Raw genomic sequence first — 25,377 nt, forward strand, 5'->3', positions numbered from 1 at the left:
CCCATATCCAGCCTCGATCCTATCTCGATCCACTATCGCAAAAAAGTCGAAAAAACTCATAGCCCCCGCGATCGAGTCAGTTCAAACATGAATGTAGTCATCCTGACGTTTGTAAAGACCCGAAGCGCAGCACAACGGCGTCAGTGTATGAGGAATGACGAGTCGAAAACCGTCGTTGGCCATTCGGCGGAGGTCCGTTCATAGCACCGCTCATACCCGTAATTACCCTTACACAGAACAATGTTAAAACTTGCATATCGGATTTATTCGATATATAGTTCGTTCCAAGACGATTCAGAAGACCCTGTCAGCACCCAAATGGACATCGACGCAATTCACAAGGCCCTCGCCAATCCGGTCCGCCGCGAGATTCTCGCGTGGCTGAAGGATCCGGAGGTGCATTTCAGCCAGCAGCACATGCCGCTGGCGAATGGCGTCTGCGCGGGTCAGATCGACGAGCGCTGTGCGATGTCCCAGTCCACCGTTTCGGCACATCTCGCCACGCTGCACAAGGCGGGCCTTGTCACGTCGAAGCGGATCGGCCAGTGGGTCTTTTTCAAGCGCGACGAGGCCGTGATCCAGGCGTTCCTGGACCACATCAACCAGGGCCTCTAGACGTCAGGCTCACGCCGATCGTTCAGGTTGCTGTAGCTTTCGAATCACTTCCAGATAGCTTGTAAATCAATTAGGATCACTAGCCATGACGACTCTTTTCGACCCGCTCAAACTAGGCGCGCTTACACTTCGCAACCGCATCGTCATGGCGCCACTCACGCGTCAGCGCGCGGGCGTCGAGCGCGTGCCGAACGCGCTGATGGCCAAGTACTACGGCGACCGTGCAGCCGCCGGCCTCATCCTCAGCGAAGCAACGTCCGTCACGCCGCAAGGCGTCGGCTATGCCGATACCCCCGGCATCTGGTCGGACGAACAGGTCGAAGGCTGGAAGCTCGTCACGAAGGCCGTGCACGACGCTGGCGGGACAATTTTCCTGCAACTGTGGCACGTCGGCCGCGTGTCGGACCCGGTGTTCCTGAACGGTGAACTGCCGGTCGCGCCGAGCGCCATCGCGCCGTCGGGGCACGTGAGCCTCGTGCGTCCCAAGCGCGAATTCGTGACGCCGCGCGCGCTCGAACTCGACGAAATCCCGGGCATCGTCGCGGCCTATCGAAAGGGCGCGGAAAACGCGAAGCGCGCAGGTTTCGACGGCGTCGAAGTGCACGGCGCGAACGGCTATCTACTCGACCAGTTCCTGCAGGACAGCACCAACAAGCGCACCGATATCTACGGCGGCCCGATCGAAAACCGCGCGCGCTTGCTGCTCGAAGTGACGGACGCCTGTATCGACGTGTGGGGCGCGGACCGCGTCGGCGTGCACCTCGCGCCGCGCGCCGACTCGCACACGATGGGCGACAGCGACCGCGCCGCCACCTTCGGCTACGTGGCCCGCGAACTCGGCAAGCGCAAGATCGCGTTCATCGCGGCGCGCGAGTACGTCGGCGAGGACAGCCTCGGACCGCAACTGAAGAAGGCTTTCGGCGGCGTCTATATCGCGAACGAGAAGTTCACGAAGGAAAGCGCGCAGACTGCACTCGATCGCGGCGACGCCGATGCCGTCGCCTGGGGTCAGCCGTTCATCGCGAATGCGGATCTCGTGCGCCGCTTTGAAGTCGATGCCGCGCTCAACGCGCCGGACGCGTCGACGTTCTACGCGCCGGGCGCCGAAGGCTACACCGACTATCCGATGCTTGAAACAGCGGATTGAGTTATCGCTTGCTTTAGACGCGAAAACAGCGGCTTCGGCCGCTGTTTTCGGTTTACGACAAGCAGTCGCGTAAATAGTCGGCCGTGCGGCTCTCCGCCACCTTCGCGACGTCCCGCGGCGGCCCGCATGCAACCATCCTTCCGCCATCGTCGCCCGCGCCCGGACCTATGTCGATCAGCCAGTCGCTATGCGCCGCGACCCGCATGTCATGCTCGACGACGATCACCGTATTGCCCGCATCGACGAGTCCCTGCAACTGGGTCATCAGCCGGTCGACGTCGGCGGGGTGGAGGCCTGTCGTCGGTTCGTCGAGTATGTAGAGCGAGTCGCCGCGTTGCGCGCGCTGCAGTTCGGTCGCGAGCTTGATGCGTTGCGCCTCGCCGCCGGATAGCTCCGTCGCCGGCTGGCCGAGCCGCAAATAACCGAGGCCGATGTCCTGCAGCACTTGCAGCGCGCGCATGACCTGGGCTTCGTCGGCGAAGAAGTCGCAGGCGGCATCGACCGTTAACCCCAACACTTGCGCGATGTTCTTTCCGCGCCATTCGATTTCGAGCGTCGGCGCGTTGTAGCGCGTGCCGTGGCACGTCGAGCAGGGCGCGTAGACGCTGGGCAGGAACAGCAGTTCGACGCTGACGAATCCTTCGCCCTCGCACGTCGGGCATCGGCCCTTCGCGACGTTGAACGAGAAACGGCCTGCGTCGTAGCGACGCTTGCGCGCGGCGGGCGTCTCGGCGAAGAGCTTGCGCACGTGATCGAAGAGGCCGGTGTAAGTCGCCAGATTCGAGCGCGGCGTGCGTCCGATCGGCTTCTGGTCGACGCGCACGAGCCGCCGGATCGCGTCCATCCCTTCGACGATATCGCCGCCCGTCGGCTGCGTATCGGCGGCCAGGAGCGGATCGAGTTCTTCGTCCGCATCCGGTGTGATCGTGCGTCCGAGCCGGCCCGCGACGAGCTCCGGCAACGCCTGGCTCACGAGGCTCGATTTGCCCGAGCCCGACACACCGGTCACCGTCGTGAAGCAGCCGAGCGGAAACGCGGCATCGAGCGCGTGCAGGTTGTTGTGCTTGATCTTCGCGAGCCGCAGCCAGCCGGAAGGCGTGCGCGGCGTATGGGCGGCGCGCTTTTGCGTACCGAAGAGGTGCTTGCGCGTCTGCGACGCTTCGACCTTCGCGAGCCCCAACGGCTGGCCGCTGTACACCACATGACCACCCGCTTCGCCCGCCGCCGGGCCGACATCGACGAGCCAGTCCGCGCGACGCATCATGTTGAGATCGTGCTCGACGACGAAAAGTGAATTGCCCGCCGCCTTGAGACGTTCGAGCGCCGTGAACAGCGCTTCGCCATCGGCAGGGTGCAGCCCCGCCGATGGCTCGTCGAGCACGTACACGACGCCGAATAGTTGCGAGGCGAGTTGCGTCGCGAGCCGCAGGCGCTGCAGTTCGCCCGATGAAAGCGTGGGCGTCGCGCGATCCAGCGCGAGATAGCCGAGCCCGAGGTCCATGAGCGTCGTGAGGCGTTCGAGCAACTCCTCCGCGATGCGCTGCGCCGCGACGCGCTTCTCGTCCGACATGTTCGGGGTGCGCCGCACGTTGGGCGCCGCCTTGTGCGCCGAGCCGCCGGCCGCGACGCGCCGCTCGGTCGCCTCGCGCATCGCCTGCTTGCCGAGGATCGCGCTGTCGCCGTCGATGCCGTGCGTGTGCGCGGGCAGTTCGCCGCGCGCGATCGGCCCGAGCAGATCGGCCAGGCGCGTGAGCGGCATCTGCGAGAACGCGGCGATGTCAAGCCCGGCGAACGTCACCGACAACGCTTCGCTCTTCAACCGCTTGCCGTGACACGCCGGACATTCGCTGCCGATCATGTAGCGCGACACGCGTTTCTTCATCAGCGCGCTTTGCGTATTCGCGAACGTGTGCAGGACATAGCGGCGCGCGCCGGTGAACGTGCCCTGATAGCTCGGCTCCATCTTGCGTTTGAGCGCGACGCGCGTTTCCCCGGGCGTCAAGCCGGCGTAGACGGGCACGGTCGGCGTTTCGTCGGTGAAGAGGATCCAGTCGCGATCCTTCTTCGGCAGATCGCGCCACGGGGTATCGACGTCGTAGCCGAGCGTGACGAGGATGTCGCGCAGATTTTGCCCGTGCCACGCGGGCGGCCACGCGGCGATCGCGCGTTCGCGAATCGTGAGCGTGTCGTCGGGTACCATCGATTTTTCGGTGACTTCGTACACGCGCCCGAGACCGTGGCACGTCGGGCAGGCGCCCTGGACCGTGTTTGGCGAGAAGTCCTCGGCGTAGAGCATCGGCTGCTTCGGCGGATAGCTGCCGGTTCGCGAATACAGCATGCGTACGAGGCTGGATAGCGTCGTCACGCTGCCCACCGACGAGCGCGCGCTCGGCGTGCCGCGCTGCTGCTGGAGCGCGACAGCGGGCGGCAACCCTTCGATCGAATCGAATTCAGGCACGCCGACCTGTTCGATCAGCCGACGCGCGTAAGGCGCGACCGATTCGAAATAGCGCCGCTGCGCCTCGGCGTAAAGCGTGCCGAACGCAAGCGACGACTTGCCGGAGCCGGACACACCCGTGAACACGACGAGCGCATCGCGGGGAATGTCGACGTCGATGTTTTTCAGATTGTGTTCGCGCGCGCCGCGCACGCGCACGAAGCCATTGCGCGCGGCTTCGGGAGAAGGTTTCGGACGGGAGTTCATGCGCTGCGCACGCAGCAATCCGCAGGCCCGCGCTATCCAGGCAACTTCGCCGCGAGCACCTCGACGTTCACGATTTCCGGCGGGTTCGCGAAGAGATCGGCGGCTTTCGCCATCAGCGCCTCCGCGACCTTGCCCGCGAGATGCGCTTGACGGCCGGCGTCGTCGGGGAATGCATCGAAGATGCCGAAGGTGGACGGCCCGAGGCGCAAGCCGAACCACGCGATCGTCGCGGGCTCCGCTTCGACGAGCGGCAATCCGCTCAATAAAAACGCTTCGACTTCCTGCTCCTTGCCCGGCGCAGCTTCCAGCCGGACGAACAACGCGGTCTTGACCATGACATTGCTCCGATTGCACCCACTTGGGGTGAGGAACAAATAATACGTGCTCCACGCGCTGCCTGTCGGTATTGATCATAATGACGCACAGCGAAGAACGCGAGGACACTCATGATCGGCAGCCTCATCTCGGACATCCTGTTCGGTTTCACCGGATTGATCAGCATCATCAATCCGCTCGCCGTCGCGTTCGTGTTTCTCGACCGCACCGAGGGCATGACGAACGCCGAGCGCGACGCACTCGCGAAGAAGGTGTCGATCAACTCGATGTGCGTGCTGCTCGTCGCGTTCTTCGCCGGCACGCCGATCCTGCATCTCTTCGGCATCTCGATCGAGGCGCTGCGCATCGGCGGTGGCCTCGCGGTCGCGGTGAGCGGCTGGCAGATGCTCAACGCGCCCGACGTGCGCACGAAGGAAGCGACCGCGCGCAACGTCGATGCCGACAACGCCATGTCGAAGGCGTTCTTTCCGCTGACGATTCCGCTCACCACGGGCCCCGGTTCGATCGCGACCGCCGTCGCGCTCAACGCGAACCGCACGCACAAGCTGTCCGAGTTCGTGACGTCGGCGGTGGCATCGATTGCGATCTCGATGCTGATCGCGATCGCGGTCTTTTTTACGCTGAGCCACTCGGCACGATTCGCGCGCTATCTGGGTATCGAAGGGACGAAGGTCGCGATGCGGATCTCGTCGTTTCTGCTGCTGTGCGTGGGCGTGCAGATCATGCTGACCGGCTTCTCCGAATTCCTGATCCCGATCGCGAGCGCGCGCTAGCCGCAAAAGCCAAGCGGGCCGCCGAAGCGACCCGCCGGGCGGTCAGGCCAACACGATCAGAACTTGTGACGCATGCCGATACGCACCGCCACCTGATTGTTCGACCCCGTACCCGACGTACCGAAATAGCTCGTGCTCGAACCGATCTGCGCCTGTGTATCGACGCCGTTGTTCGAGCCCGACGCATGCTGATAGATGCCGAGCAGATACACGTCGGTGCGCTTGCTGAGCGCGTAGTCGACGCTTGCATCGACCTGTTGCCACTTGCCCTGTGCCGCGTCCGTCAGCTTCATGTAGGTGTAGCCGAGGCCGCCGGTCAGCGCCTGCGTGAACGCGTACTTGCCGCCCAGTTCGTACGCGTTGAACTTCGAGGTCGCGCCGGTGAGCGATTCGAAGCGCGTGTTGGTCCAGAGTCCGAACACCGTCGCGCCGCCGAACGCATAGTTCGCGCCGACACCGAACGTGCGCAGGTCCTTCGTGCCGCCGGTCGAGACGTTCGCGATGGTCGTGCTGAACGCGGGCGTCGCCGCGCCGGGGAAGCGGATGTCGGTGTACGCAGCGCCGATGCCGAAGGTGCCGAGCTTGTAGTTCAGGCCGAAGCTGTACGCACGCGAGGAGCCTTGCGTCGTGACGCCGGCGGTGGTCGTCGTCGGGGTGCCGGCGAAAGCGCCCGCCTGATTCGAGAAGCCGTACATGCCGCCGAACGTCACGCCGTAGAACGTCGCGCTGCTGAACTTCACTGCGTTGTTGATGCTGCTCGACGTCAGTTGATCGACGTCGTTGATGTGGTACGCGTAGTTGCCCGCAACGGTCTGGCCGCCGATCGAGTAGTTGCTGCCGAGATAGTCGGTCGAGAACGAGTACTGGCGGCCGAGCGTCAGCGAGCCGACGTCGTTCTTCGCGAGACCCACGTACGCCTGACGTCCGAACAGCGCGCCGCCCTGACCGAGCGTGCCGTTGCCGCTGTTGAAACCGTTCTCCAGCACGAAGATCGCCTTCAGTCCGCCGCCCAGGTCTTCCGTGCCGCGCAGGCCCCAGCGGCTGCCTTGCGCGACGCCGTCGTCGTACTTGAAGAGATGGTCGCTGCCCGTGCGCGTCGCGCTGTTGTTCACGTAGCTGATACCCGCATCGATGATGCCGTACAGCGTGACGCTGCTTTGCGCCTGCGCCGTGGTCGATGCGAAAGCGGCAAAGGCGGCGAGCGCGGCGGTTGCCAGCAAATTCTTGTTCAAAACTTTCTCCGATGAGCGATGTGGTTGATGTCGTCGGCGACCCGAGGCTCTTCGGCCCGTAGCGGCGACGGGCGGAATGTAGCGGACGCTCAAGAAACAAATGTGACAGCGCTCTCGAAGTTCGCGATTCCATACATCGCCGTCGCCCATAAGCACATGAAAATTGATTGGTTAGCGCGAGCTGGCGCGCGCGCTACGATGCGCGTCCACGCTCAACTTGATTTGACTTTCATGCTCAGAAGAACACTCCTTGCCCGTATCGCCGCTGTCGCTTTCGGCGCGCTCGTGATCAACGCCCACGCGGATGACGCCGTCCTCAAGATCGGTACGATGAGCGGGCCCGATGCGCAGATCTGGACCGAAGTGACGAAGGTCGCCGCACGCGACGGCCTCAAGCTCAAGGTCATCGAATTCAACGACTACGTGCAGCCGAACGCCGCGCTCGACGCCGGTGATCTCGATGCGAACGGCTTTCAGCACCAGCCGTTTCTCGACAGCCAGATCAAGCAGCGCGGCTACAAGATCGTCAACGTCGGCCTGACGTATGTTTCGCCGATGGGCTTCTATTCGAAGAAGCTGAAGTCGCTCAAGGACTTGCCGCAGGGCGCCAAGGTCGGCATCCAGAACGATCCGTCGAACGGTAACCGCGCGTTGCTGCTGCTGCAAAAGTACGGCGTGATCAAGCTCAAGGCGGGCGCCGGCACGAACGGCAGCAACGCGACGCCGCTCGATGTCGCGGAAAATCCGAAGAAGATCAAGCTCGTTGAACTCGATGCCGCGCAACTGCCGCGCACGCTTTCCGATCTCGATGCCGCTTCGATCAATACCGATTACGCGGTGAAAGCGGGCTTGTCGCCCGTGAAGGACGCGATCGCAATCGAAGACCTGAAGGGCCCGTACGCGAACCTGATCGCCGTGCGCGAGCAGGATCGCAGCAAGCCGTGGGTGAAGAAGCTCGTGGCGGCGTATGAATCGCCGGAAGTGAAGCAGTACATCGACACGCAGTTCAAGGGCGCGATCATCCCGTCATTCTGAGCTTCTGGTTATGCTCGCGGTTCACTCAATGCGAGCATGGTCCTATGGATGAGAACGGTATTCGCGATCTTGAAACGCGCCTGGCGAAGGCAATGCAGGCATCCGACGTCGACGCGCTGGACACGCTCCTCGCCGACGATCTCACTTTCGTCGATGCAACGGGCAAGGTCTGGAGCAAGGCTGACGATCTGAACGGGCATCGCTACGGCGTGCAACGCATCGAGCAGCTCGACGTGCAGGAGCAATCGATCCGCGTGTACGAGAAGTGCGCGATTACCGTGTCGAAGGTCGCGTTGCGCGGGACGTTCGGCGGCGCGCCGTTCGCCGGAAGCCTGCGCTACACGCGCACGTGGTGCGAGACGGCGAGCGGCTGGCGGATCGTCGCCGCGCAGTGCAGTCTCGTGCCGTTTTAAACCACATCCTCGGCGAAGAAGCGGCGCCGTGCCGCTTCGTCGCTGGGCGTATCTGGACCCAGCGCGAGCATGTCGGGCGCGCGGGCCGGCTCCCTGGCGAGATTCGGAAAGACGTGTGCGCGACGCGCGTCGGCGGCAGGGCCTGTCTCGTACATCAGCAGCGTGAACCAGCTTTGCACGCGATGCAGCGCGGCGTAGTACGCGTCGTGTTCCCTTGCGTAGGCGCGGGCGGCCTGATCCCATTGATCGTTGGCGAGCAAGTGGTCACGCAGTACGCGCACGTCGCGCAGCGTCAGCGCCAGCCCGCAGCCCCACGCGGGATTGCTGGCCGCGGCCGCATCGCCGATCAAGACCACGCCGTCGCGATACGGATGCGCGACCCACGTATCAGCGCCCGGGTACGCAGCAAGCGGCCCCGCCGCTTCGGCGTTTTCATACCACTCGGCGGGGGCGCCGGTTTCGATGCACGAAGTCACGAAGTCGCCGGCATGACCGTTGCCGCTCATCGTGCGCGGCGCATTCTTCGACGAATACACGAAGTACGAGCGAAAGCGCTCCTCGCCGAGCGGAAAGACGAGCGCCGCGCGTCCTTCTGCGGGATTCTGGACGTATTGAACGGTGTTGCCGGGGAGTTTCAGGCCTTCGTGCAGAACGCCCGCGATCATCAGCGAGTGCTCGTCGCGCTTCACCGTGAATCCCGCTGACGTGCGTACCTTCGAGCACCGTCCGTCGGCGCCGACTACGAGCCTCGCCGTCACGCGTTCCTCGCCATGTGCGCCGCGCATGCGCAGTGTCGCCGGACTACCGCATTCCACCGCCGTGAATTCGACGCCGCGCCGCACGTGCGCGCCCGCGGCTTCGGCGGCATCGAGAAGCTGGCGCTGCATCGCGGGGTGGTAGAAGTCGAGACAGCCTTGACGGCCGGGCGTCGTTTCGATGAGATCGCGGCAATCGCGCGGCGCACCGCCGATATAGCGCTTCCAGTAGCGGATTTCGACCGCGCCGGCGGTATCGAGAAGATCGTCGATGCCGAGCGCCGTTGCTTCCGCGCGGCCCCACGGCAGCATGCCTTCGCCGCGCACGCGATCCTTGAAGGCGATCACGCGCTCTATCACGAGCGCGCGCAGGCCGCTTCCTGCAAGTGAGCGCGCGAGCGTCGCGCCTGCAAGCCCTCCGCCGACGATGGCGACGTCATAGTCGGACGGTGTCAATTGGACGCTCCTCACACGCGGCGGGCCTCGATCGGCCCATGCTATGCCGGAGCGTCTTCGCTATGCAATTAACGCGAACTCACTACGCCGACAGCAGCGACCCCGTACGGAACGCCTTCGCGCCCGCGATGCGCGCCACTTCGAGCCCCGCAGTGGCAAAGCGCGTGATGTGCCGCGCGTACATCACGCCGGAGGTCGTGCACTTGAGCGTGGTAACGGTATCGGTGAGCGGATCGACGACATCGGCGATCGCTTCGCCCGCCTCGATGAACGCGCCGACCTTCGCGCGAAACACGAGCACGCCCGACACCGGCGCGACGATCGGCTCGGCGCCCGCGAGCGGCGTCGCGGGGAAGGGCAGCGCCGGCAGGGGCGCGGCGGGTGCATCGATCACGCCGCGATGGATCAGGAAATTGACGATGCCTTGCGCGTCCGCTTCGGCGAATTCGTACGACACATCGTGCTGGCTGCGCAATTCGACCGTCACCGAGATGCCGCCGTTCGGAATCGGGAAGCGTTCGCCGAAGCGCGAGCGCAGATCGGACCAGCAGAAGCTGTGAATTTCGTCGAACGGATTGCCGACTGAATTCAGCGCGAGCAGCGAGGCCTTCGAATCGAGATAGCGCGCGAGCGGCTCCACTTCTTCCCAGATGTCCGGATTCGTGTAGAGATGCAGCGCGGCGTCGAGGTCGCAATGCAGGTCGAGCACGACGTCGGCGTCGTAGGAGAGCTTTTGCAATGCGAGACGTTGCGATTCGAGCTCGGTGTGCGGAGTTTGCTCATCGAGCGCTTCGCGCATCGCGGTGCGCACGGCGCGCTTGTTCGCGTCGACGTCGCCGGTGAGATGCGCTTCGATGCGCGGCGCGACGAGTGCGGCGAGATCGTGGAAGTTGCGGTTGAAGTTGTGGCCGCTGTTCGCCTCGAAACGGCCGAGGAGCTGCCCGTGCAGCAACTGGTTCAGGCCGATCGGATTCGGCACCGGCACGATCACGACTTCACCGCGCAGCTTGCCCGCCGCCTCGAATTCGGCGAGATGACGGCGCAATCGCCACGCGACGAGCATGCCGGGCAGTTCGTCCGCATGCAGCGACGACTGGATGTAGATCTTCTGCCCGTCACCGGGGCCGTAATGAAAGCTCGTGATGGTGCGGGCGGTGCCGAGCGTCGGCGAAATTAGATTCTGGCTTTTGGTCTGCATGGTCTTCGAGCGCACGACGATTGCGTCTGGTCGCGCTTGGGATGGTTGCAAAGAGGGTTGAGCGCGCGAATGACCGTTTTTCAGGGCCGCTCGCGCGTGCTTCAGACGTTCGATCTTAGCCGAAAACCGCCCGAACGAGCCCGCGAACCGGCCGCCGCTCAAATAAAAACGGGCTTCGCGAGGAAACGCGAAGCCCGTCGTGCGCGCCGCGGAGAGCGGCGCGGTTCGATAACGGCTTGCTTCAGCCGCCGTACACGTCGAAGTCGAAATACTTCTTCTCGATTTTCTTGTACGTGCCGTCCTTGATGATGTCGGCGATCGCCTTGTCGATCTTCGTCTTCAGGTCGGTGTCTTCCTTGCGCAGGCCAATGCCGGCGCCGTTGCCGAGGATCTTCGGATCGACGATATCCTTGCCGGCGAAGTCGAAGCCCGCGCCGCGCGGTGTCTTCAGGAAGCCGATTTCGGCTTGAACGGCGTCTTGCAGCGCGCCGTCGAGACGGCCCGAGATCAGGTCGGCGTAGACCTGGTCCTGGTTCTGGTACGGCGTGACCTTCGCGCCCTTCGGTGCCCACATGGTCTTGGCGTACGTTTCCTGGATAGTGCCTTGCTCCACGCCGATGTTCTTGCCAGCGAGGCTTTCAGGCGTCGGCAGGAGGCCGCTGCCCTTCTTCGTGACGAGGCGCGTCGGCGTGTTGAACAGCTTGCTCGAGAACGCGATCTGTTCGGCGCGTTGCGGGGTCATCGACATCGACGAAAGCACGCCGTCGAACTTCTTCGCCTTGAGCGCCGGGATCATGCCGTCGAAATCGTTCTCGACCCACACGCACTTGGCCTTCAGGCGCGCGCAGATTTCGTTGCCGAGATCGACGTCGAAGCCGACCAGCTTGCCGTCCGGACCCTTCGACTCGAACGGGGGATAGCTTGCGTCGACACCGAAGCGGATCGTCGAATAGTCCTTGGCCTGCGCGGCGGTGACGGCGGTAAGCGACGTGACTGCGATGAGGGACATCGACAGGGCGGCGAGCAGTTTCTTCACTGTTTTAACTCCAGAGGGTGGTCAGTACATCCCGGACAGGTCTCGTTTCCGGGGCGGCAGCGCGAGTCGCGCCACGCGGCTTTGTATTCCGAGGATCGTGTCCTGTCAGAATCCGCAGCAGATTAACATCCCAAAATAGTTGCGGAGTTAGTGAAAGCCCGGATGGTGCGTGTTTAGAGTCAATCTTCGCGGGGGTTCACTCCAGGCCGGCGTAGTGGTCGATCGCCGCACGCGCGCCAGCTTGCAGACAGGTTACGGCGGCTTTCAACGGAGTGCGAAAATCGTCGCGACGGGTGAGCTCCGGCGGGAAGACTTCCTTGATCGCGAGCATCGTTTCGATGAGTTGCTGCGGGTCGGCGGGCACGTTCGCGGTCAGGCGCGCGGCCATTGGATCGCTGATGTCGTAGCGCGTGCCGTCGTCGGCGCGGCCTCGCAGGAACACGAGCCACGCCGCGACGGCCAGCGCAAGCCGTTCGATCGACTGGCCCGCGTCCAGGCGCGCTTCGATCGTCGCGAGGAGGCGCGGTGGGATCTTCTGGCTGCCGTCCATCGCGATTTGCGCCGTGCGATGTTTCAGCGCGGCGTTCGCGTAGCGGGCGAGCAGGGCGTCGCGGTAGGCGAGGACGTCGAACGAGGGCGGCACATCAAGCGTCGGCGCGATTTCGTGCGTCATCATCGCGTGGATCAGCTTTTTCAGCGGCGCGTGGGAGATGGCTTCGTCGATCGTCGCGAAGCCCGCGAGCATCGAGAGATACGCGAGCGTCGAATGCGTGCCGTTCAGCATGCGCAGCTTGGCGAGTTCGAACGGCATCACGTCGTCGACGAGTTGCGCGCCGACGTTTTCCCACGCGGGGCGGCCCGTCGGGAAACGATCTTCGATGACCCATTGGCGGAACGGTTCGCACGGGACTGGCGCGGCGTCTTTCATGCGCAAGGCGTCGAATGCGGCTTCGCGGTCGGCATCGGTGGTGGAGGGGACGATGCGATCCACCATCGTCGACGGAAACGCGACGTGGGTATCGATCCAGCCGGCGAGCGTGCCATCGACCGCGCGCGCGAACGATACGACCGCCTGCTTCAGCGCTGCGCCGTTGTGTGAAAGGTTGTCGCAGGAGAGCACGGTGAAGGGCGGCGTGCCGGCTTCGCGTCTTTGGCGAAGCGCCGCGGTCAGGATGCCCGGCACTGTGGAGGGTTCGGCCGAATTCGCCAGATCGTGCGCGATGCCTTTGTGCCGAAGGTCCACGTCGCCGGTCTTCGTATCGCGGCAGTAGCCCTTTTCCGTGACGGTCAGCGAGACGATCCGCACGTTTTCATCGGCGAGCAGCGCGAAGAGGCGTGCGCGGTCGTGCGGCATTGCGAGGATTTCCTCTAGTGCGCGGATCACCGTCACGCGCACGCCGTCCGGTCCGCGTTCGACCACGCTGTACAAGCCATCCTGCGCCATCAACGCGTCGCGTTTCGTCACGTCGCCTTGCAGCGTCACGCCGCAAATGCCCCAGTCGCCACCCGCCGCGAGCATCGCCTCCTCGGTATAAACCGCTTCGTGCGCACGATGAAAGTTGCCAATCCCCAAATGCACGATCCCGATGCGCGGTTCGCGCCATTCAGGCGAAAGAAGATGCAACTCGATGGAACCGAGCGTGTCACGGCAAAGCGTTGATTTAGCGTTCATTTGTCTGTCCGGGGGGGCGGGAAAACCCGTTGTTGACGATTGAATATACTTGTATGGTAGCATCCGATCCAACGAATGCCACTCAAGGAAATCCCCATGAAAATCGTCCGCGCCGATGTGATCGTCACCTGTCCGGGCCGCAACTTCGTCACGCTGAAAGTGGTGACGGACGAGGGCGTCTACGGCATCGGCGATGCCACCCTCAACGGCCGCGAACTCGCGGTCGCTTCGTACCTGAAGGATCACGTGTGTCCGCTCTTGATCGGGCGCGATCCGGGACGCATCGAGGACATCTGGCAGTTCCTCTACAAGGGCGCGTACTGGCGCCGCGGCCCGGTGACGATGAGCGCGATCGCCGCAGTGGACATGGCGCTCTGGGACATTCTCGGCAAGGTGGCGAACCTGCCGCTGTACCGGCTGCTGGGTGGGGCATCGCGCGAAGGCGTGATGGTGTACGGCCACGCGACCGGCCGCGATATTCCCGAGGCCCTCGACCGCTACGAAGAACACCTTGAACAAGGCTACAAGGCGGTCCGCATCCAGTGCGGCGTGCCGAACATGCGCTCGGTGTACGGCGTCTCGAAGGGCAGCGGCATGTACGAGCCCGCGACGAAAGGCGCGGTGGAAGAGCAAAGCTGGTCGTCGGAAAAGTATCTCGATTTCGTGCCGAAGCTCTTTGAAGCCGTGCGCGACAAGTTCGGTTTCGACTCGCACATGCTGCACGACGTGCATCACCGCCTGACGCCGATCGAAGCGGCGCGCCTCGGCAAGTCGATCGAGCCGTATCGCCTCTTCTGGATGGAAGACCCGACGCCCGCTGAGAACCAGGCAGGCTTCCGCCTGATCCGCGAACACACGGTGACGCCGATAGCGGTCGGCGAGGTGTTCAACAGCATCTGGGACTGCAAGCAACTGATCGAAGAGCAACTGATCGACTACATCCGCGCGACGCTCACGCACGCGGGCGGCATCACGCACCTGAAGCGCATCGCCGATTTTGCTTCGCTTTATCAGGTGCGCACGGGCTGTCACGGGCCGTCGGACCTGTCGCCGGTGTGCATGGGCGCGGCGCTGCATTTCGACTTGTGGGTGCCGAACTTCGGCGTGCAGGAATACATGGGCTTCCCGAAGGAAGCGCTCGACGTGTTCCCGCATGCGTGGTCGTTCGATCGCGGGATGATGCATCCGGGTGAGGCGCCGGGACATGGCGTCGATATCGACGAAGAAGCGGCCGCGCGCTATCCGTATGACCCGGCGTATCTGCCGGTCGCGCGTCTCGAAGACGGCACGCTCTGGAACTGGTAAGCCTCTCGCCCAACGCATATAAGTCTAGGAGCATCACGATGTTTGCAGCCGTACTTCACGAACCCAAAAAACTCCTCATCGATGAACTCGATGCCCCGCAACCGCAGCCCGGCCAAGTGCAGATTCGCGTGCGCGCGGGCGGCATTTGCGGATCGGACCTGTCGTATTACTTCAAGGGCAAGAGCGGCGATTTCGCCGTACGCGAGCCGTTCGTGCTTGGACACGAAGTCGCGGGCGAAGTCGCGGCGCTCGGCGAGGGCGTGACGGGTCTCGCCGTCGGACAACGCGTCGCGGTCAATCCAGGCATGAACTGCGGTATCTGCCGATACTGCGTGAAGGGCATGCCGAACCATTGCCTGAACATGCGCTTCATGGGCAGCGCATCGACGTTCCCGCACATGCAGGGCATGTTCCGCCAGTTCATCGCGGTGAGCGCGCATCAATGCGTGCCGGTGCCCGATGGCCTCGACTTCGCGCAGGCCTCGATGGCCGAGCCGCTCGCCGTCGCGTTGCATGCGCTGCGACAGGCCGGATCGCTCGTCGGCGCGAAGGTGCTGCTGGTGGGCTGCGGTCCGATCGGTTGCATTTTGCTGGCGGTGGCCAAACGCGCGGGCGCGCATCAGATCGTCGCGCTGGATCTCGCGGAGAAAGCGCTTCAGATGGCGGCGACGCTCGGCGCCGACGAAACCGCGCTCGCCAACGATCAGTCGCGCATCGACCGATGGGCGCAGCAGCGCGGCACCTTCGACGTCGTGCTCGAAGCATCGGGCAGCACGCCCGGCCTCGACACCGCCTTGCGCGCCGTGCGGGCGGGCGGCACGGCGATCCAGGTCGGCAACTTGCCGGCGGGGCAGTCGCCGGTGGCGGCGAATCTCGTGATGTCGAAGGAACTTTGCTATCGCGGCTCGTTCCGTTTCACCGACGAATACGCCGTCGCTGCCGAAGAGCTCGGCGCGCACAAGATCGACCTGCGGCCGCTCATGACGCACGCGTTCCCGCTCGAAGAAGCGAACCGCGCGTTCGAGGTGGCGCAAGACCGCAGCCAGTCGATGAAAGTCCACCTGCATTTCGACTAAACCATCCTGCACGAACCGCCCGGCAAGAGGCGGCGCAACCGGAGACTCACCATGATCAAGAGCCAGCGATGGTTCGTCGTCGGCCTGCTTTTTCTCGCGGGCGTCATCAATTATCTCGACCGCGCGGCGCTTTCGATCGCCGCGCCGCTGATCCAGAAGGACCTGAACTTCTCGCATGCGCAGATGGGCATCGTGTTCAGCAGCTTCTTCGTCGGCTATGCGCTGTTCAATTTCATCGGCGGCGTCGCGTCCGACCGGTTCGGCGCGAAGAAAGTCTTCGGCGCGGCGATGGGCATCTGGTCGCTCTTCTGCGGCGCGACTGCGCTCGCAGGTGGCCTGGCCTCGCTGATCGTGCTGCGTGTGTTGTTCGGCATGGGCGAAGGGCCGTTCAGCTCGTCGAACAGCAAGATGGTGAACAACTGGTTCCCGCGCCGCGAAGTGGCGAGCGCGATCGGCGTCATCAGTTCGGGCACGCCGCTTGGCGGGGCGCTGGCGGGACCGGTTGTCGGATATATGGCGATCCAGTTCGGCTGGCGCTGGGCGTTCGTCGTGATCATGCTGTTCGGGCTCGCGTGGCTCGTGCTGTGGACGCTCACGACCACCGAACACCCGCAGCAGAACAAGCGCGTGAAAGCCGACGAGCTCGACCTGATCGTCGCAGGCCAGCAGCAGGCGTCGTCGATGGAACATGCGTCAGGCGGACAGAAAGCCGGTCTCGGCTTCTACCTGAAGCAGCCGATCATCCTTGCCACCGCGTTTGCGTTCTTCGCCTACAACTACGTGCTGTTCTTCTTCCTTTCGTGGTTCCCGACCTATCTCACCGAAGCGCACCATTTGTCGTTGCGCGACATGAGCATCGCGACGGTCATTCCGTGGGTGCTCGGCAGCATCGGTCTCGCGGCGGGCGGCTTCATCACCGATTTCATCCTGCGCCTGACCGGCAAGCCTTTGATGTCGCGACGCATCGTGCTGTCCGTGTGCCTCGGCATCGCGGCGGTGTGCGTCGGGTTTGCGGGGCGCGTTGCGAGCATGCAGGGCGCGGTCGCGCTGATGTCGGTGTCGATCTTCTTCCTCTACGTCACCGGCTCGGTCTACTGGGCGGTGATCCAGGATACGGTGCGGCGCGAGAACGTCGGCGGCGTGGGCGGCTTCGTGCACCTGCTCGCCAACCTCGCCGGCGTGATCGGACCGGCGGTGACGGGCTTCATCGTCCAGGCGACGCATGGTCACTATGGCAGCGCGTTCGTGCTCGCCGGGGCGATCGCGGTGCTCGGCGCGCTTTGTGCGCTCGTGTTCATCCGCGAGCCGCGCACGCAGAAATCGGCTCAGGGGCGCGTGATAGTATCGTGACGTATCTCGAAAACGCAGCGATCCCTGCCCGTCCAGTCATGAAAAGCGCACTCTCCTCCAAGCCGTCCGACGGTATCGAATCCGCCGCTTCCGGCGGGGCGGTCGTGCGCGGCCGCGGCAGGCCGGCGGGGGTGACGTCGCCGAAGACGCCGCTGCCCGACCTGACCGAGAAGGTGTCGCTCGATTCGCACGAGCCGATCGGCAAGCAGATTTTCCGCGCGCTGCGCCAGGCGATTTTCGCGGGTGAGATGGCGCCGGGCACGCCGTTGTCGGAGAAGGAAGTGTCGGACATGTTCCACGTGTCGCGGCAACCGGTGCGCGAGGCGTTCATCAAGCTCGTCGAGGCGGGCGTGCTGCAGGTATTGCCGCAGCGTGGCACGTTCGTGAAGAAGATCTCGCCGCGTCAGGTGCGCGAAGGGCGTTTCATCCGCGAGGCGATCGAAACGGCGGTGGCGCGCAAGGCGGCCGTCGCGATCACCGATGCGCAACTGGACGAACTCGCCGCGAACCTGCGCGAGCAGAAAGCGGCATCGAAACTGAACGATACCGCTGCGTTTCTCGCGCTCGACGAGCAATTTCATTTCCTGATCGCGCAATCGATCGATTGCGTCGCCGCCTGGAACACGATTCAGGACATCAAGGCGCAGATGGATCGCGTGCGGTATCTGAGCTTGCCCGAAGTGTCGCCGCTCGATTTGCTGATCCGGCAGCATGCGCGGATTGTCAGTGCGTTGAAGGCGCACGATCCGGCGCTCGCGGAGGAGGCAATGCGCGCCCACTTGCGCGAGATCCTGATCTCGCTGCATCCGATCGCCGAGCGCAATCCCGATTGGTTCGAAGCTGATGAACCGGAGCGCGTGCCGCTCGCGACCTGAGTTTCCCAACCTCTTCAGAGTTGCCGAAAGGCCTTGCGGCTCGCGCCGCAAGGCCTTTTTTGTTACCTGAGCCTATGCCACCAGGCTGAATTGTCCAGCGAACTCCGCCGGGAGATGCTCGAACAGGCGCGGTGACCACTTGCAATCGCAATGCGTCCACGGCGCTTTCCACAAGTTGCCACAAAAAGTGACTTGCGTTCATATACCTGTTCGAGTATAAATTCATGGAACCAGACGCAAAGCCGCTCATCTGGGTCGGCAGCAGCAAAAAGGATCTGTGCGCGCTTCCGGACGACGTGCGCCGGTTCTTCGGGCATGCGCTCGATATCGCGCAGCGGGGCAATCATCATCGGGCGGCGAAGGCGCTGCGCGGATTCACCGGCGCGGGCGTGCTGGAAGTCGTGGAGGACGCAGCGGGCGGCACGTATCGCGCGGTCTACACGGTGCGCTACCGCGAAGCGGTGTTCGTGCTTCACTGCTTTCAGAAGAAGAGCAAGTGCGGCATTGGCACGCCGAGCGAAGAGATGGACATCGTCCGGGCGCGGCTGAAAGTGGCGGAAAACCTAGCGAAGGAGCTACAAAATGAAAAAACGTATCGTTGATGGTGTCGAATTCGAGATCGGCTCGGGCAACGTTTTCGCCGACCTCGGCCTGCCCGATGCCGAAAAGCTCAAGATCAAGTCCGGCCTGGTCTTCGAGATCGACGAAGCCATTCGCCGCCTCGGACTGACTCAAGAGCAGGCGGCCCGCCGCATGGGAATCCCGCAGCCGAAGGTGTCGGGCCTCATGCGTGGAGACTTTGCCAATTTCTCCGAGCGCAAGCTGATGGATTGCCTCACTCGCCTCGGCTACGACATCGAAATCACGGTGAAACGTGCCGAAGCCGAGACCGGCCACCTTGTGCTGGCCGTGGGCTGACGCCAGCGGCCGTTTCGGTCACGGATGGCTGTAGGGCGTCTTGCTGCTTTGCGATGAGGCGTGGTGCCGTGCGTGGTGCTTATGTTTGGGCTGCGGGTGCTTTGTGTGCGCGGGCATCGACGATTCTCCTTCCCCGAAGTGATACGTTTCGGCGCGGGCCGCGGTGGAAAGCATCGCGAACACACAGCACGCCGGGACGATCAGCCATTTTGCCAATTGCATGAGAATTATCCTAAGTTCGGGGCCGCAAGCTTAACCGATGGCGCACCGGATCGCGGATTCAGCGCCCGCGCAACGGCTGATCCTTCATGAACCACGCGAGCACGAACGCAATCGTGACGACTCCGGCTGCCACCAGATACACCGTATGCATCGAGCCGGCGAAGGCGTTGAGATAGTCGTCGTGCAGCGCGGCGGGCAGATGCTGGATGGCTTGCGGCCCGAGCGAGCGCGGCAATTCGACGCCTGCGGGAATCGCCGCTTCGAGGCGCGAGCGCAGTCCGTTCGAGAAGATCGCGCCGAATGCCGCGACCCCCACCGAGCCGCCGATCGAGCGAAACAGCGTCGCGCCGGAAGTCGCCACGCCGATGAAGCGAAACTCCACCGCGTTTTGCACTGCGAGCACGAGCACCTGCATCACCATGCCGAGGCCCAGGCCCAGCAGCGCCATGTAGCCGTACATGACGTGCAACGGCGTGTCGAGCCGCAGCGTCGATAGCAGCAGCATCGCGCAGGCAACGAGGCCGGTCCCGGCGATCGGGAACATCCGGTACTTGCCGATGCGGCTGATCAACCGGCCACTGATGACCGAGGACAGCAGCACGCCCGCCATCATCGGCGTAATCTGAAGGCCGGCTTGCGATGGCGTCGAACCCTTCACCACCTGCAGGTACAGCGGCAGGAACGTCACCGCGCCGAACAGCGAGAAGCCGACGATAAAGCCGATCAGCCCGCTCAGCACGAAGGTGCGGTCCTTGAAGAGCGAAAGCGGCATGATCGGCTCGACAGCGAGGCGCTCCTCGTAGACGAAACCTCCAATCGAGATCAGCCCAAGCAGCAACGTGAACCACAACTGCGGCGAACTCCACGGCAGCAGCGTGCCGCCTTCGCTCGTGAACAGGATGATGCAGGTGAGGGCGGACGCGAGAAACGCGGCGCCCATGTAGTCGATCTTGTGTTTCACGTGCGCCGTGTGCGGCTTGAACACGAGCCCGATCACCACCAGCGCGATGATGCCGAGCGGCACGTTGATGTAGAAAATCCAGCGCCACGACAGATGCTCGACGATAAATCCGCCGAGCAGCGGTCCGACCACTGTCGCCAGGCCGTACACGCCGCCGAACAAGCCCTGGAAGCGGCCACGCTCGGCGGGCGGGATGACGTCGGCGATGGCGGCCATCGTGATAACCATCAGTCCGCCGCCGCCCAGGCCCTGCAGCGCGCGCAGCACGATCAACTGCGTCATGTCCTGCGCGACGCCGCACAGGACCGAGCCGGCGAGAAAGATCAGGATCGATGCCTGCAGCACGACCTTGCGCCCGAACAGGTCGCCGAACTTGCCGTAAAGCGGCACGACAATTGTCGATGTCAGCAAGTACGACGTCACCACCCACGACAGGTTTTCAAGACCGCCGAGTTCGCCGACGATCGTCGGCAGCGCCGTCGAGACGATTGTCTGATCGAGCGCGCCCAGCAGCATGACTAGCAGCAGCGCCGTGAAGAGCAGACCGATCGGCGGCCGCTCGGCAGGGTGCGCGTCCGTAACGGTTTGGTGCAAAGATGACATGCGCAAACTCGGTTGAAATTAATTAACACGGAAGTTAATATAGGACATGTGTCCGAAACGGTCAATCGCATCCATGACAAAAATTGTTACCGAAACTATCGATCCCGCTCCGCCTAAGCGAGCGGGGCGGCGCCCCGGCCGTCCGACGGGCGCGCATGGCGCCGAGGCGCGCGAGCAGATGCTCGACGTCGCGCTCGGGATGTTCGCGCGGCAGGGCATCGTCGAAACGACGCTCGGTGCGATCGCGCGCGAGGCGGGCGTCACGCCGGCGATGGTCCACTACTATTTCAAGACCCGCGACCAGTTGCTCGACGTGCTGATCGACGAGCGTTTCTTGCCGCTTCGTACCGAACTCGGTGAGGTCTTCACGCGTCCCGGCGCCGAGCCCGCCGACGCCCTGCGCGCGTTCGCCGAAGCGCTTGTCGCGACGGTCGACAAACATCCGTGGTTCGCGGCGCTGTGGGTGCGCGAGGTGATCAGCGAAGGCGGGCTGCTGCGGCAGCGCATCGCCGAGCGATTCGGCGACGCGCAAAAGATGGCGACGATCGAGCGCATCCGAACGTGGCAAAAAGAGGGCAAGCTGAATCCGGAGCTGGAGCCGTCGCTCGTGTTCATGTCGTTGTTCGGCCTGACGGTGTTGCCGCTCGCCACTTCAAAATGGCGCGAAGGCGAGCGCAAGGTGACGAGCGAGCAGATCGCGCGGCACGCGGTCGCGCTGCTGACGCACGGCGTCGGGCCGTCGCTATAGTGGCGCGTCACTAGGAGAAGTCTCATGGAAGACCGAATTCGTCTGAGCGGCCGTGCGCTTTATCTGTCGAACGATCCCGCCATCGTCCGCTCGCAACTGGCTGGGGTGCCGACGACACGCGAGCAGGCCGGCCCGCTGCGCGACAACGTCTCGACAGACGAAATCACGCCCGTCACCGTCATGCTGACCTACGACGAACGCCTCGGCCAGTATCCGTACGTCGGCTTCGAAGCGGGCGGCGAGAAGCCGATCGGCGACTTCGACGTGAAGAACGGCGGCTTCCAGATCACCGTCGCGGGCAAGCGCTACGGCAAGGGATCGTCGCGCGAATCGAGTCCGCTGGCGGAGTTGTCGGCGGGGATACGGCTGATCGTCGCGGAGAGTTTCGAGCGCATCTATCAGCAGGATTGCGACAACATCGGCATTCTCACGACGACCGATTTCTCCGTGCTGGAGCGCATTCTCGCGGGTGAGGCCGTGCCGATCGACGAATTCCTGAAGGGTCGCGACGCGCTCACGCAGCAGATCATCCGTAGCGGCGGCCTGCTCGCGTACAGCAAGCTCGCCGACTGGCCTGCGCCGCGCGAGCGCGATGCCGCCCCGAGCGACGGACGGCCGCAGACGCTCGTCGAGAAGATCATCGAGCGTCATCTGCATCCGGGCACCACGCGTGCCGAGCGCGGCGACGGCGTGTTCGTCGCCGCCGACTGGCGCTTCTCGCACGACTACTTCACCGGCATGTGCGCGCATCTGATGCATCGCGCGTTCGGCAAGCCGGCGGCGCTGCACGCGCCGGATCACATCATCGCGTTTCAGGATCATCGGATGGCCGGGCCAGTCGACCTCGTCCGCCGATGTCACGATCAGCGCGATCAACTGCAATTTTCCGGGGCGCTCGGGGCCGGGGAACGTGTGGCTGGCGAGCCCGTATACAGTTGCGGCGAGCGCGCTGGCGGGGAAGATCGTGACGTTCGAGGCGTTGAAAAAAGGGTGATGAGCAGCGAAACGCGCGATTCATGCGTGTTCCCGCCCCTTATGCCAGAATTGGCATCACGCGCACTTCCAAACACGCCATGTCCGAGACGCTCACGCCAGCCGAAGCGGATCATGCGATGCGTCACTGGACGTATCGTTCCGCCGGCCAGATCCAGATTGGCTCCGCTCAACACAAGCGGATGTTCTGCGAGTTGCTGCTGACCACGCACAACCCGTACAAGCCCGCTGTCATCGACTGGCCGAAGCTGGCGCCCGCGGCCCAAAAGCGCGTGACGTCGCTGCCGATCTGGGACATCGCCGTGCAGACCGAAGGCCGCGCGTCGATTCGCGTCGCGACCTACGCCGAAATCCTCAGCGACCCGCTCCTGCGCGAAGCCATCACGATGAACGCCGGCGAAGAAGCCCGCCACAAGGTCGTGCTGTCGAAACTGGTCGAGGCGTATGGCATCGACCTCGCGCCCGAGCCGCCATATCCGCCCCCCGACGATGCCTTGCGTGCCTGGATGCTCACGGGTTACAGCGAATGCATCGACAGCTTCTTCGCCTTCGGTCTCTTCGAAGCGGCGCGCCAGTCGGGCTACTTTCCCGGGGAACTGGTCGAAACGTTCGAGCCCGTGATTCAGGAAGAAGCGCGGCACATCCTGTTCTTTTCCAACTGGGTCGCGTGGTATCGGCGCAGCCTGCCGTGGTACCGGCGGCCGTGGTTCTTCGCGAAAACCTGCGGCGTCTGGATTTCACTGATCCGCGATCGCGTATCGCTCGCGCGCGGCTTCGACAACAGCGGCGCCGCGCAGGACATGAATTTTCCCGCGAACGTCGGCGGTTCGGTAGGCGGCGGGGTATCGGCGGGTGCGCTGATCGACCTGTGTCTCGCGGAGAACGAGCGGCGCATGAGCGGCTACGACGCGCGTCTCTTGCGGCCGACGCTCGTGCCGAAATTCGCGAGTTTCGCCCGCCGCTTCATCAAATAGACGGCTTTATCCGGCTTCAGCGCATGAGCTTCGCCGCCGCGAACGAAGCAGTCACGAAGACTGCGATGAAGCCGCATTCCAGCAGCACGGCGAGCGCGACGATCGACCACGCATGAAGCTTCCAGGCGGCTCGCAGCGACTCGGCCGTCCAGCGGAACACGATGCGCTCGCGCTTGCCGCGTCGCGCGGGCGCTTCGCCGTTGCGGCCGAGCGCGTCCAGGCAGGTTTCGACGAAGACCGTCACGTTCGCAAGCGCTGCCGCGAAGAACAAGACGAGCACGCTTGCACACAGCGCGGCGCGCCACGCCATCGACCAGCCGCCGAGCCGCGCTTCGATGCTCGTGCCGATGAACAGCGCGACAGTCAGGATCATCACCTGGGATGAAAGATTGCGCAGGAATTCGAGGAAGGCGACTCTGCCTTCGCGGAAGATGATCATGCGGATCGGCCGGTAAATCAGGGTAAAAGCGACGGCCGCGAGAGGGGCCACCGCGTCGCGGAGCGACTGTACCGGGCTTCGATTGGCATGTCTGAAACAAGTTGTCGCGGTGGCGCGCTGCACCAAAGCGCCGTGCGGCGGCACTTACGCGGCTCCAGCGCGCTTTTCCTGGAACCGCCGCGACGCCTCTTCCACGTCCTGCCGGAACTGCGCGAGCGCCGCCGCGTTCGCGTCCGGCGGCTGCAGCGCGGCCCACAGGACATCGACGAGTTCGTTCGCCGTCGTGTCGATCTGAGCCTGACTGAGGCGGCGCTTCGCGAGCGTCGCGTCCCACAGCACGTGTTCCATCGGCCCGAAGACGAGTGAGCGCATCAGCCGCAGCGGAATATCCGCGCGCACGTGGCCGAGTTCCTGCCCGCGCGCGAGCACGTTCATCAGCGGCGCGGTGTAGCGGCGTTGCAGTTCGGTGAGCGAGTCGCTTAGATCATGCCGTTTCGTGCGCCCTTCCGAGAGCACGAGCGAGCACAGCCCCGTGCCATTCACCAGCATCAGCCGCAAATGCGTCCTCACGATGAACGCGAACTGCTGGCGCACAGAGCCGTCACGCGGAAGGCCGCTTTCGAACGCGTCGATGATTTCGTCGTACCAATCCGCGATTACGCGCGCGCACAGTTCCCGCTTGCCGCTGAAATAGCTGAAGACCGTCGCCTCCGAGATGCCCGCGCGCTGCGCGATCTCGGCGCTGGTGGCGGCGTCGTAGCCTTTTTCGGCGAACACATCACGGCCCGCCTGAAGGATGTCCTTCACGCGCTGCTGCGATTTAACACCCGCCGGCGTGCGGCGGCTCGATACGGAAGTGGTGGCGGACATGGCGCGAGAATGCTCGGGAATAATGTGAGCGTAGCTCAAAAATATATTGACGGCCAGACAATTTGAGCGTGAAATTGCCCCATTCGATCGAGCTGTGCCGTGTGTGAGTCGAACTCATGTTCAGGGTGCGCCGAAAACATTTGATCTGGAGGAGACACCATGACTGACGTTCCGGGCCTGAACTTCGCGCTAGGCGAAGACATCGACATGCTGCGCGATTCGCTCGCGAACTTCTGCGCGAAGGAAATCGCCCCGCGCGCGGCCGAAATCGATCGCACAGACCAATTCCCGATGGACCTCTGGAAGAAATTCGGCGATCTGGGCGTGCTCGGCATGACGGTCTCCGAGGAATACGGTGGCGCGAACATGGGTTACACCGCGCACATGGTCGCGATGGAGGAGATTTCGCGGGCATCGGCGTCGGTCGGATTGTCGTATGGCGCGCATTCGAACCTGTGCGTGAACCAGATCCATCGCAACGGCACCGAGGCGCAAAAGCGCAAATATCTGCCGAAGCTGGTGTCGGGCGAGCACGTCGGCGCGCTGGCGATGAGCGAGCCGAACGCGGGATCGGACGTGGTCAGCATGAAGCTGCGCGCCGATGAAAAGGGCGACCACTACGTGCTCAACGGCACCAAGATGTGGATCACCAACGGCCCCGATTGCGACAC

Annotated in this window: 26 protein-coding genes; 15 read left to right on the forward strand and 11 right to left on the reverse strand. The window is 63.8% G+C overall.

What is annotated here, in order from left to right:
• Positions 1-318: 318 nt before the first annotated feature.
• Together AWB65_RS24735 and AWB65_RS24740 are read left to right on the forward strand one after the other, a co-directional pair.
• Positions 319-615 (forward strand): ArsR/SmtB family transcription factor, encoded by a 297-nt coding sequence (locus tag AWB65_RS24735; RefSeq protein ID WP_087669655.1) that lies wholly within the window; start codon positions 319-321, stop codon positions 613-615.
• 85 nt (positions 616-700) lie between these two features.
• Positions 701-1,762 carry an alkene reductase gene (locus AWB65_RS24740; protein ID WP_087669656.1) on the forward strand — a complete coding sequence of 354 codons (1,062 nt, stop codon included), beginning with the start codon at positions 701-703 and terminating at the stop codon, positions 1,760-1,762.
• Between the two features lie 52 nt (positions 1,763-1,814).
• On the opposite strand, the gene AWB65_RS24745 is transcribed toward AWB65_RS24740, so the two are convergent.
• Together AWB65_RS24745 and AWB65_RS24750 are read right to left on the reverse strand one after the other, a co-directional pair.
• Positions 1,815-4,466: an excinuclease ABC subunit UvrA gene (locus tag AWB65_RS24745; protein WP_087669681.1), complete on the reverse strand. Its 2,652-nt coding sequence runs from the start codon at positions 4,464-4,466 to the stop codon at positions 1,815-1,817.
• 32 nt (positions 4,467-4,498) lie between these two features.
• Positions 4,499-4,801: a putative quinol monooxygenase gene (locus AWB65_RS24750; protein WP_087669657.1), complete on the reverse strand. Its 303-nt coding sequence runs from the start codon at positions 4,799-4,801 to the stop codon at positions 4,499-4,501.
• Between the two features lie 111 nt (positions 4,802-4,912).
• Here AWB65_RS24750 and AWB65_RS24755 point away from each other — a divergent pair, with 111 nt between their 5' ends.
• Positions 4,913-5,575 carry a MarC family protein gene (locus AWB65_RS24755; RefSeq protein ID WP_087656528.1) on the forward strand — a complete coding sequence of 221 codons (663 nt, stop codon included), beginning with the start codon at positions 4,913-4,915 and terminating at the stop codon, positions 5,573-5,575.
• 56 nt (positions 5,576-5,631) lie between these two features.
• On the opposite strand, the gene AWB65_RS24760 is transcribed toward AWB65_RS24755, so the two are convergent.
• Positions 5,632-6,807: a porin gene (locus AWB65_RS24760; RefSeq protein WP_087669658.1), complete on the reverse strand. Its 1,176-nt coding sequence runs from the start codon at positions 6,805-6,807 to the stop codon at positions 5,632-5,634.
• 231 nt (positions 6,808-7,038) lie between these two features.
• On the opposite strand from AWB65_RS24760, the gene AWB65_RS24765 reads away from it, so the two are divergent.
• Positions 7,039-7,842, forward strand: coding sequence for a MetQ/NlpA family ABC transporter substrate-binding protein (locus tag AWB65_RS24765; RefSeq protein WP_125474190.1), 804 nt, complete (start codon positions 7,039-7,041; stop codon positions 7,840-7,842).
• A 44-nt stretch (positions 7,843-7,886) separates the two neighbouring features.
• Positions 7,887-8,255 carry a nuclear transport factor 2 family protein gene (locus tag AWB65_RS24770; protein WP_087669659.1) on the forward strand — a complete coding sequence of 123 codons (369 nt, stop codon included), beginning with the start codon at positions 7,887-7,889 and terminating at the stop codon, positions 8,253-8,255.
• Here AWB65_RS24770 and AWB65_RS24775 read toward each other — a convergent pair.
• The 4 genes from AWB65_RS24775 to AWB65_RS24790 all read right to left on the reverse strand — a co-directional run bounded on the left by AWB65_RS24775 (position 8,252) and on the right by AWB65_RS24790 (position 13,372).
• The gene (locus AWB65_RS24775; RefSeq protein WP_087669660.1) at positions 8,252-9,466 is read right to left on the reverse strand and encodes an FAD-dependent oxidoreductase; all 1,215 of its coding nucleotides are present in this window, start codon (positions 9,464-9,466) and stop codon (positions 8,252-8,254) included. The two genes, AWB65_RS24770 and AWB65_RS24775, sit on opposite strands and share 4 nt — an antisense overlap.
• Before the next feature lie 82 nt (positions 9,467-9,548).
• Positions 9,549-10,664 (reverse strand): succinylglutamate desuccinylase/aspartoacylase family protein, encoded by a 1,116-nt coding sequence (locus tag AWB65_RS24780; RefSeq protein WP_087669661.1) that lies wholly within the window; start codon positions 10,662-10,664, stop codon positions 9,549-9,551.
• 241 nt (positions 10,665-10,905) lie between these two features.
• A complete protein-coding gene (locus AWB65_RS24785) occupies positions 10,906-11,700 on the reverse strand; it encodes an ABC transporter substrate-binding protein (RefSeq protein WP_087669662.1) in 795 nt (264 codons plus the stop codon).
• Positions 11,701-11,896: 196 nt separating this feature from the next.
• The gene (locus AWB65_RS24790) at positions 11,897-13,372 is read right to left on the reverse strand and encodes a mannitol dehydrogenase family protein (RefSeq protein WP_087669663.1); all 1,476 of its coding nucleotides are present in this window, start codon (positions 13,370-13,372) and stop codon (positions 11,897-11,899) included.
• 96 nt (positions 13,373-13,468) lie between these two features.
• Between AWB65_RS24790 and manD the strand changes: the two genes are divergently transcribed.
• From manD to AWB65_RS24820, 6 genes are all read left to right on the forward strand, one after another.
• The gene (gene manD / locus AWB65_RS24795) at positions 13,469-14,677 is read left to right on the forward strand and encodes a D-mannonate dehydratase ManD (RefSeq protein ID WP_087669664.1); all 1,209 of its coding nucleotides are present in this window, start codon (positions 13,469-13,471) and stop codon (positions 14,675-14,677) included.
• A gap of 38 nt (positions 14,678-14,715) precedes the next feature.
• Positions 14,716-15,753 (forward strand): L-idonate 5-dehydrogenase, encoded by a 1,038-nt coding sequence (locus tag AWB65_RS24800; RefSeq protein WP_087669665.1) that lies wholly within the window; start codon positions 14,716-14,718, stop codon positions 15,751-15,753.
• Between the two features lie 51 nt (positions 15,754-15,804).
• Positions 15,805-17,103 carry an MFS transporter gene (locus AWB65_RS24805; protein WP_087669666.1) on the forward strand — a complete coding sequence of 433 codons (1,299 nt, stop codon included), beginning with the start codon at positions 15,805-15,807 and terminating at the stop codon, positions 17,101-17,103.
• A gap of 38 nt (positions 17,104-17,141) precedes the next feature.
• On the forward strand, positions 17,142-17,978 hold the full coding sequence (locus AWB65_RS24810) for a GntR family transcriptional regulator (protein ID WP_087669667.1): 837 nt from the start codon (positions 17,142-17,144) through the stop codon (positions 17,976-17,978).
• A 224-nt stretch (positions 17,979-18,202) separates the two neighbouring features.
• Positions 18,203-18,580, forward strand: a complete 378-nt coding sequence (locus AWB65_RS24815) for a type II toxin-antitoxin system RelE/ParE family toxin (protein WP_087669668.1) — start codon at positions 18,203-18,205, stop codon at positions 18,578-18,580.
• Complete coding sequence (locus tag AWB65_RS24820) at positions 18,561-18,896, forward strand: helix-turn-helix domain-containing protein (RefSeq protein ID WP_087669669.1); 336 nt, start codon at positions 18,561-18,563, stop codon at positions 18,894-18,896. The genes AWB65_RS24815 and AWB65_RS24820 overlap by 20 nt, the downstream gene beginning before the upstream one ends.
• 18 nt (positions 18,897-18,914) lie before the next feature.
• Here the strand turns inward: AWB65_RS24820 and AWB65_RS37060 are convergent, their stop codons facing one another.
• The gene (locus tag AWB65_RS37060; RefSeq protein ID WP_087669670.1) at positions 18,915-19,118 is read right to left on the reverse strand and encodes a hypothetical protein; all 204 of its coding nucleotides are present in this window, start codon (positions 19,116-19,118) and stop codon (positions 18,915-18,917) included.
• A 58-nt stretch (positions 19,119-19,176) separates the two neighbouring features.
• Positions 19,177-20,682: an MDR family MFS transporter gene (locus tag AWB65_RS24830; RefSeq protein WP_087669671.1), complete on the reverse strand. Its 1,506-nt coding sequence runs from the start codon at positions 20,680-20,682 to the stop codon at positions 19,177-19,179.
• Positions 20,683-20,755: 73 nt separating this feature from the next.
• Between AWB65_RS24830 and AWB65_RS24835 the strand changes: the two genes are divergently transcribed.
• The 3 genes from AWB65_RS24835 to AWB65_RS24845 are packed head-to-tail and all read left to right on the forward strand — an operon-like array spanning position 20,756 to position 23,397.
• A complete protein-coding gene (locus tag AWB65_RS24835) occupies positions 20,756-21,430 on the forward strand; it encodes a TetR/AcrR family transcriptional regulator (protein ID WP_235007750.1) in 675 nt (224 codons plus the stop codon).
• A gap of 24 nt (positions 21,431-21,454) precedes the next feature.
• Positions 21,455-22,627 (forward strand): 3-isopropylmalate dehydratase small subunit, encoded by a 1,173-nt coding sequence (locus AWB65_RS24840; protein ID WP_235007751.1) that lies wholly within the window; start codon positions 21,455-21,457, stop codon positions 22,625-22,627.
• Positions 22,543-23,397 (forward strand): ferritin-like domain-containing protein, encoded by an 855-nt coding sequence (locus tag AWB65_RS24845; protein ID WP_235007752.1) that lies wholly within the window; start codon positions 22,543-22,545, stop codon positions 23,395-23,397. The genes AWB65_RS24840 and AWB65_RS24845 overlap by 85 nt, the downstream gene beginning before the upstream one ends.
• Before the next feature lie 16 nt (positions 23,398-23,413).
• Here the strand turns inward: AWB65_RS24845 and AWB65_RS24850 are convergent, their stop codons facing one another.
• A complete protein-coding gene (locus AWB65_RS24850) occupies positions 23,414-23,887 on the reverse strand; it encodes a hypothetical protein (protein ID WP_235007753.1) in 474 nt (157 codons plus the stop codon).
• Positions 23,888-23,980: 93 nt separating this feature from the next.
• Entirely contained in the window at positions 23,981-24,706 is a 726-nt protein-coding gene (locus tag AWB65_RS24855; protein ID WP_087669675.1) for a TetR/AcrR family transcriptional regulator, read from the reverse strand.
• Positions 24,707-24,865: 159 nt separating this feature from the next.
• Here AWB65_RS24855 and AWB65_RS24860 point away from each other — a divergent pair.
• The coding region (locus AWB65_RS24860) for an acyl-CoA dehydrogenase family protein (RefSeq protein WP_200821791.1) at positions 24,866-25,377 on the forward strand (512 nt) is incomplete at its 3' end.

The organism is Caballeronia humi, assembly GCF_001544475.1.
GTDB lineage: Bacteria > Pseudomonadota > Gammaproteobacteria > Burkholderiales > Burkholderiaceae > Caballeronia > Caballeronia humi.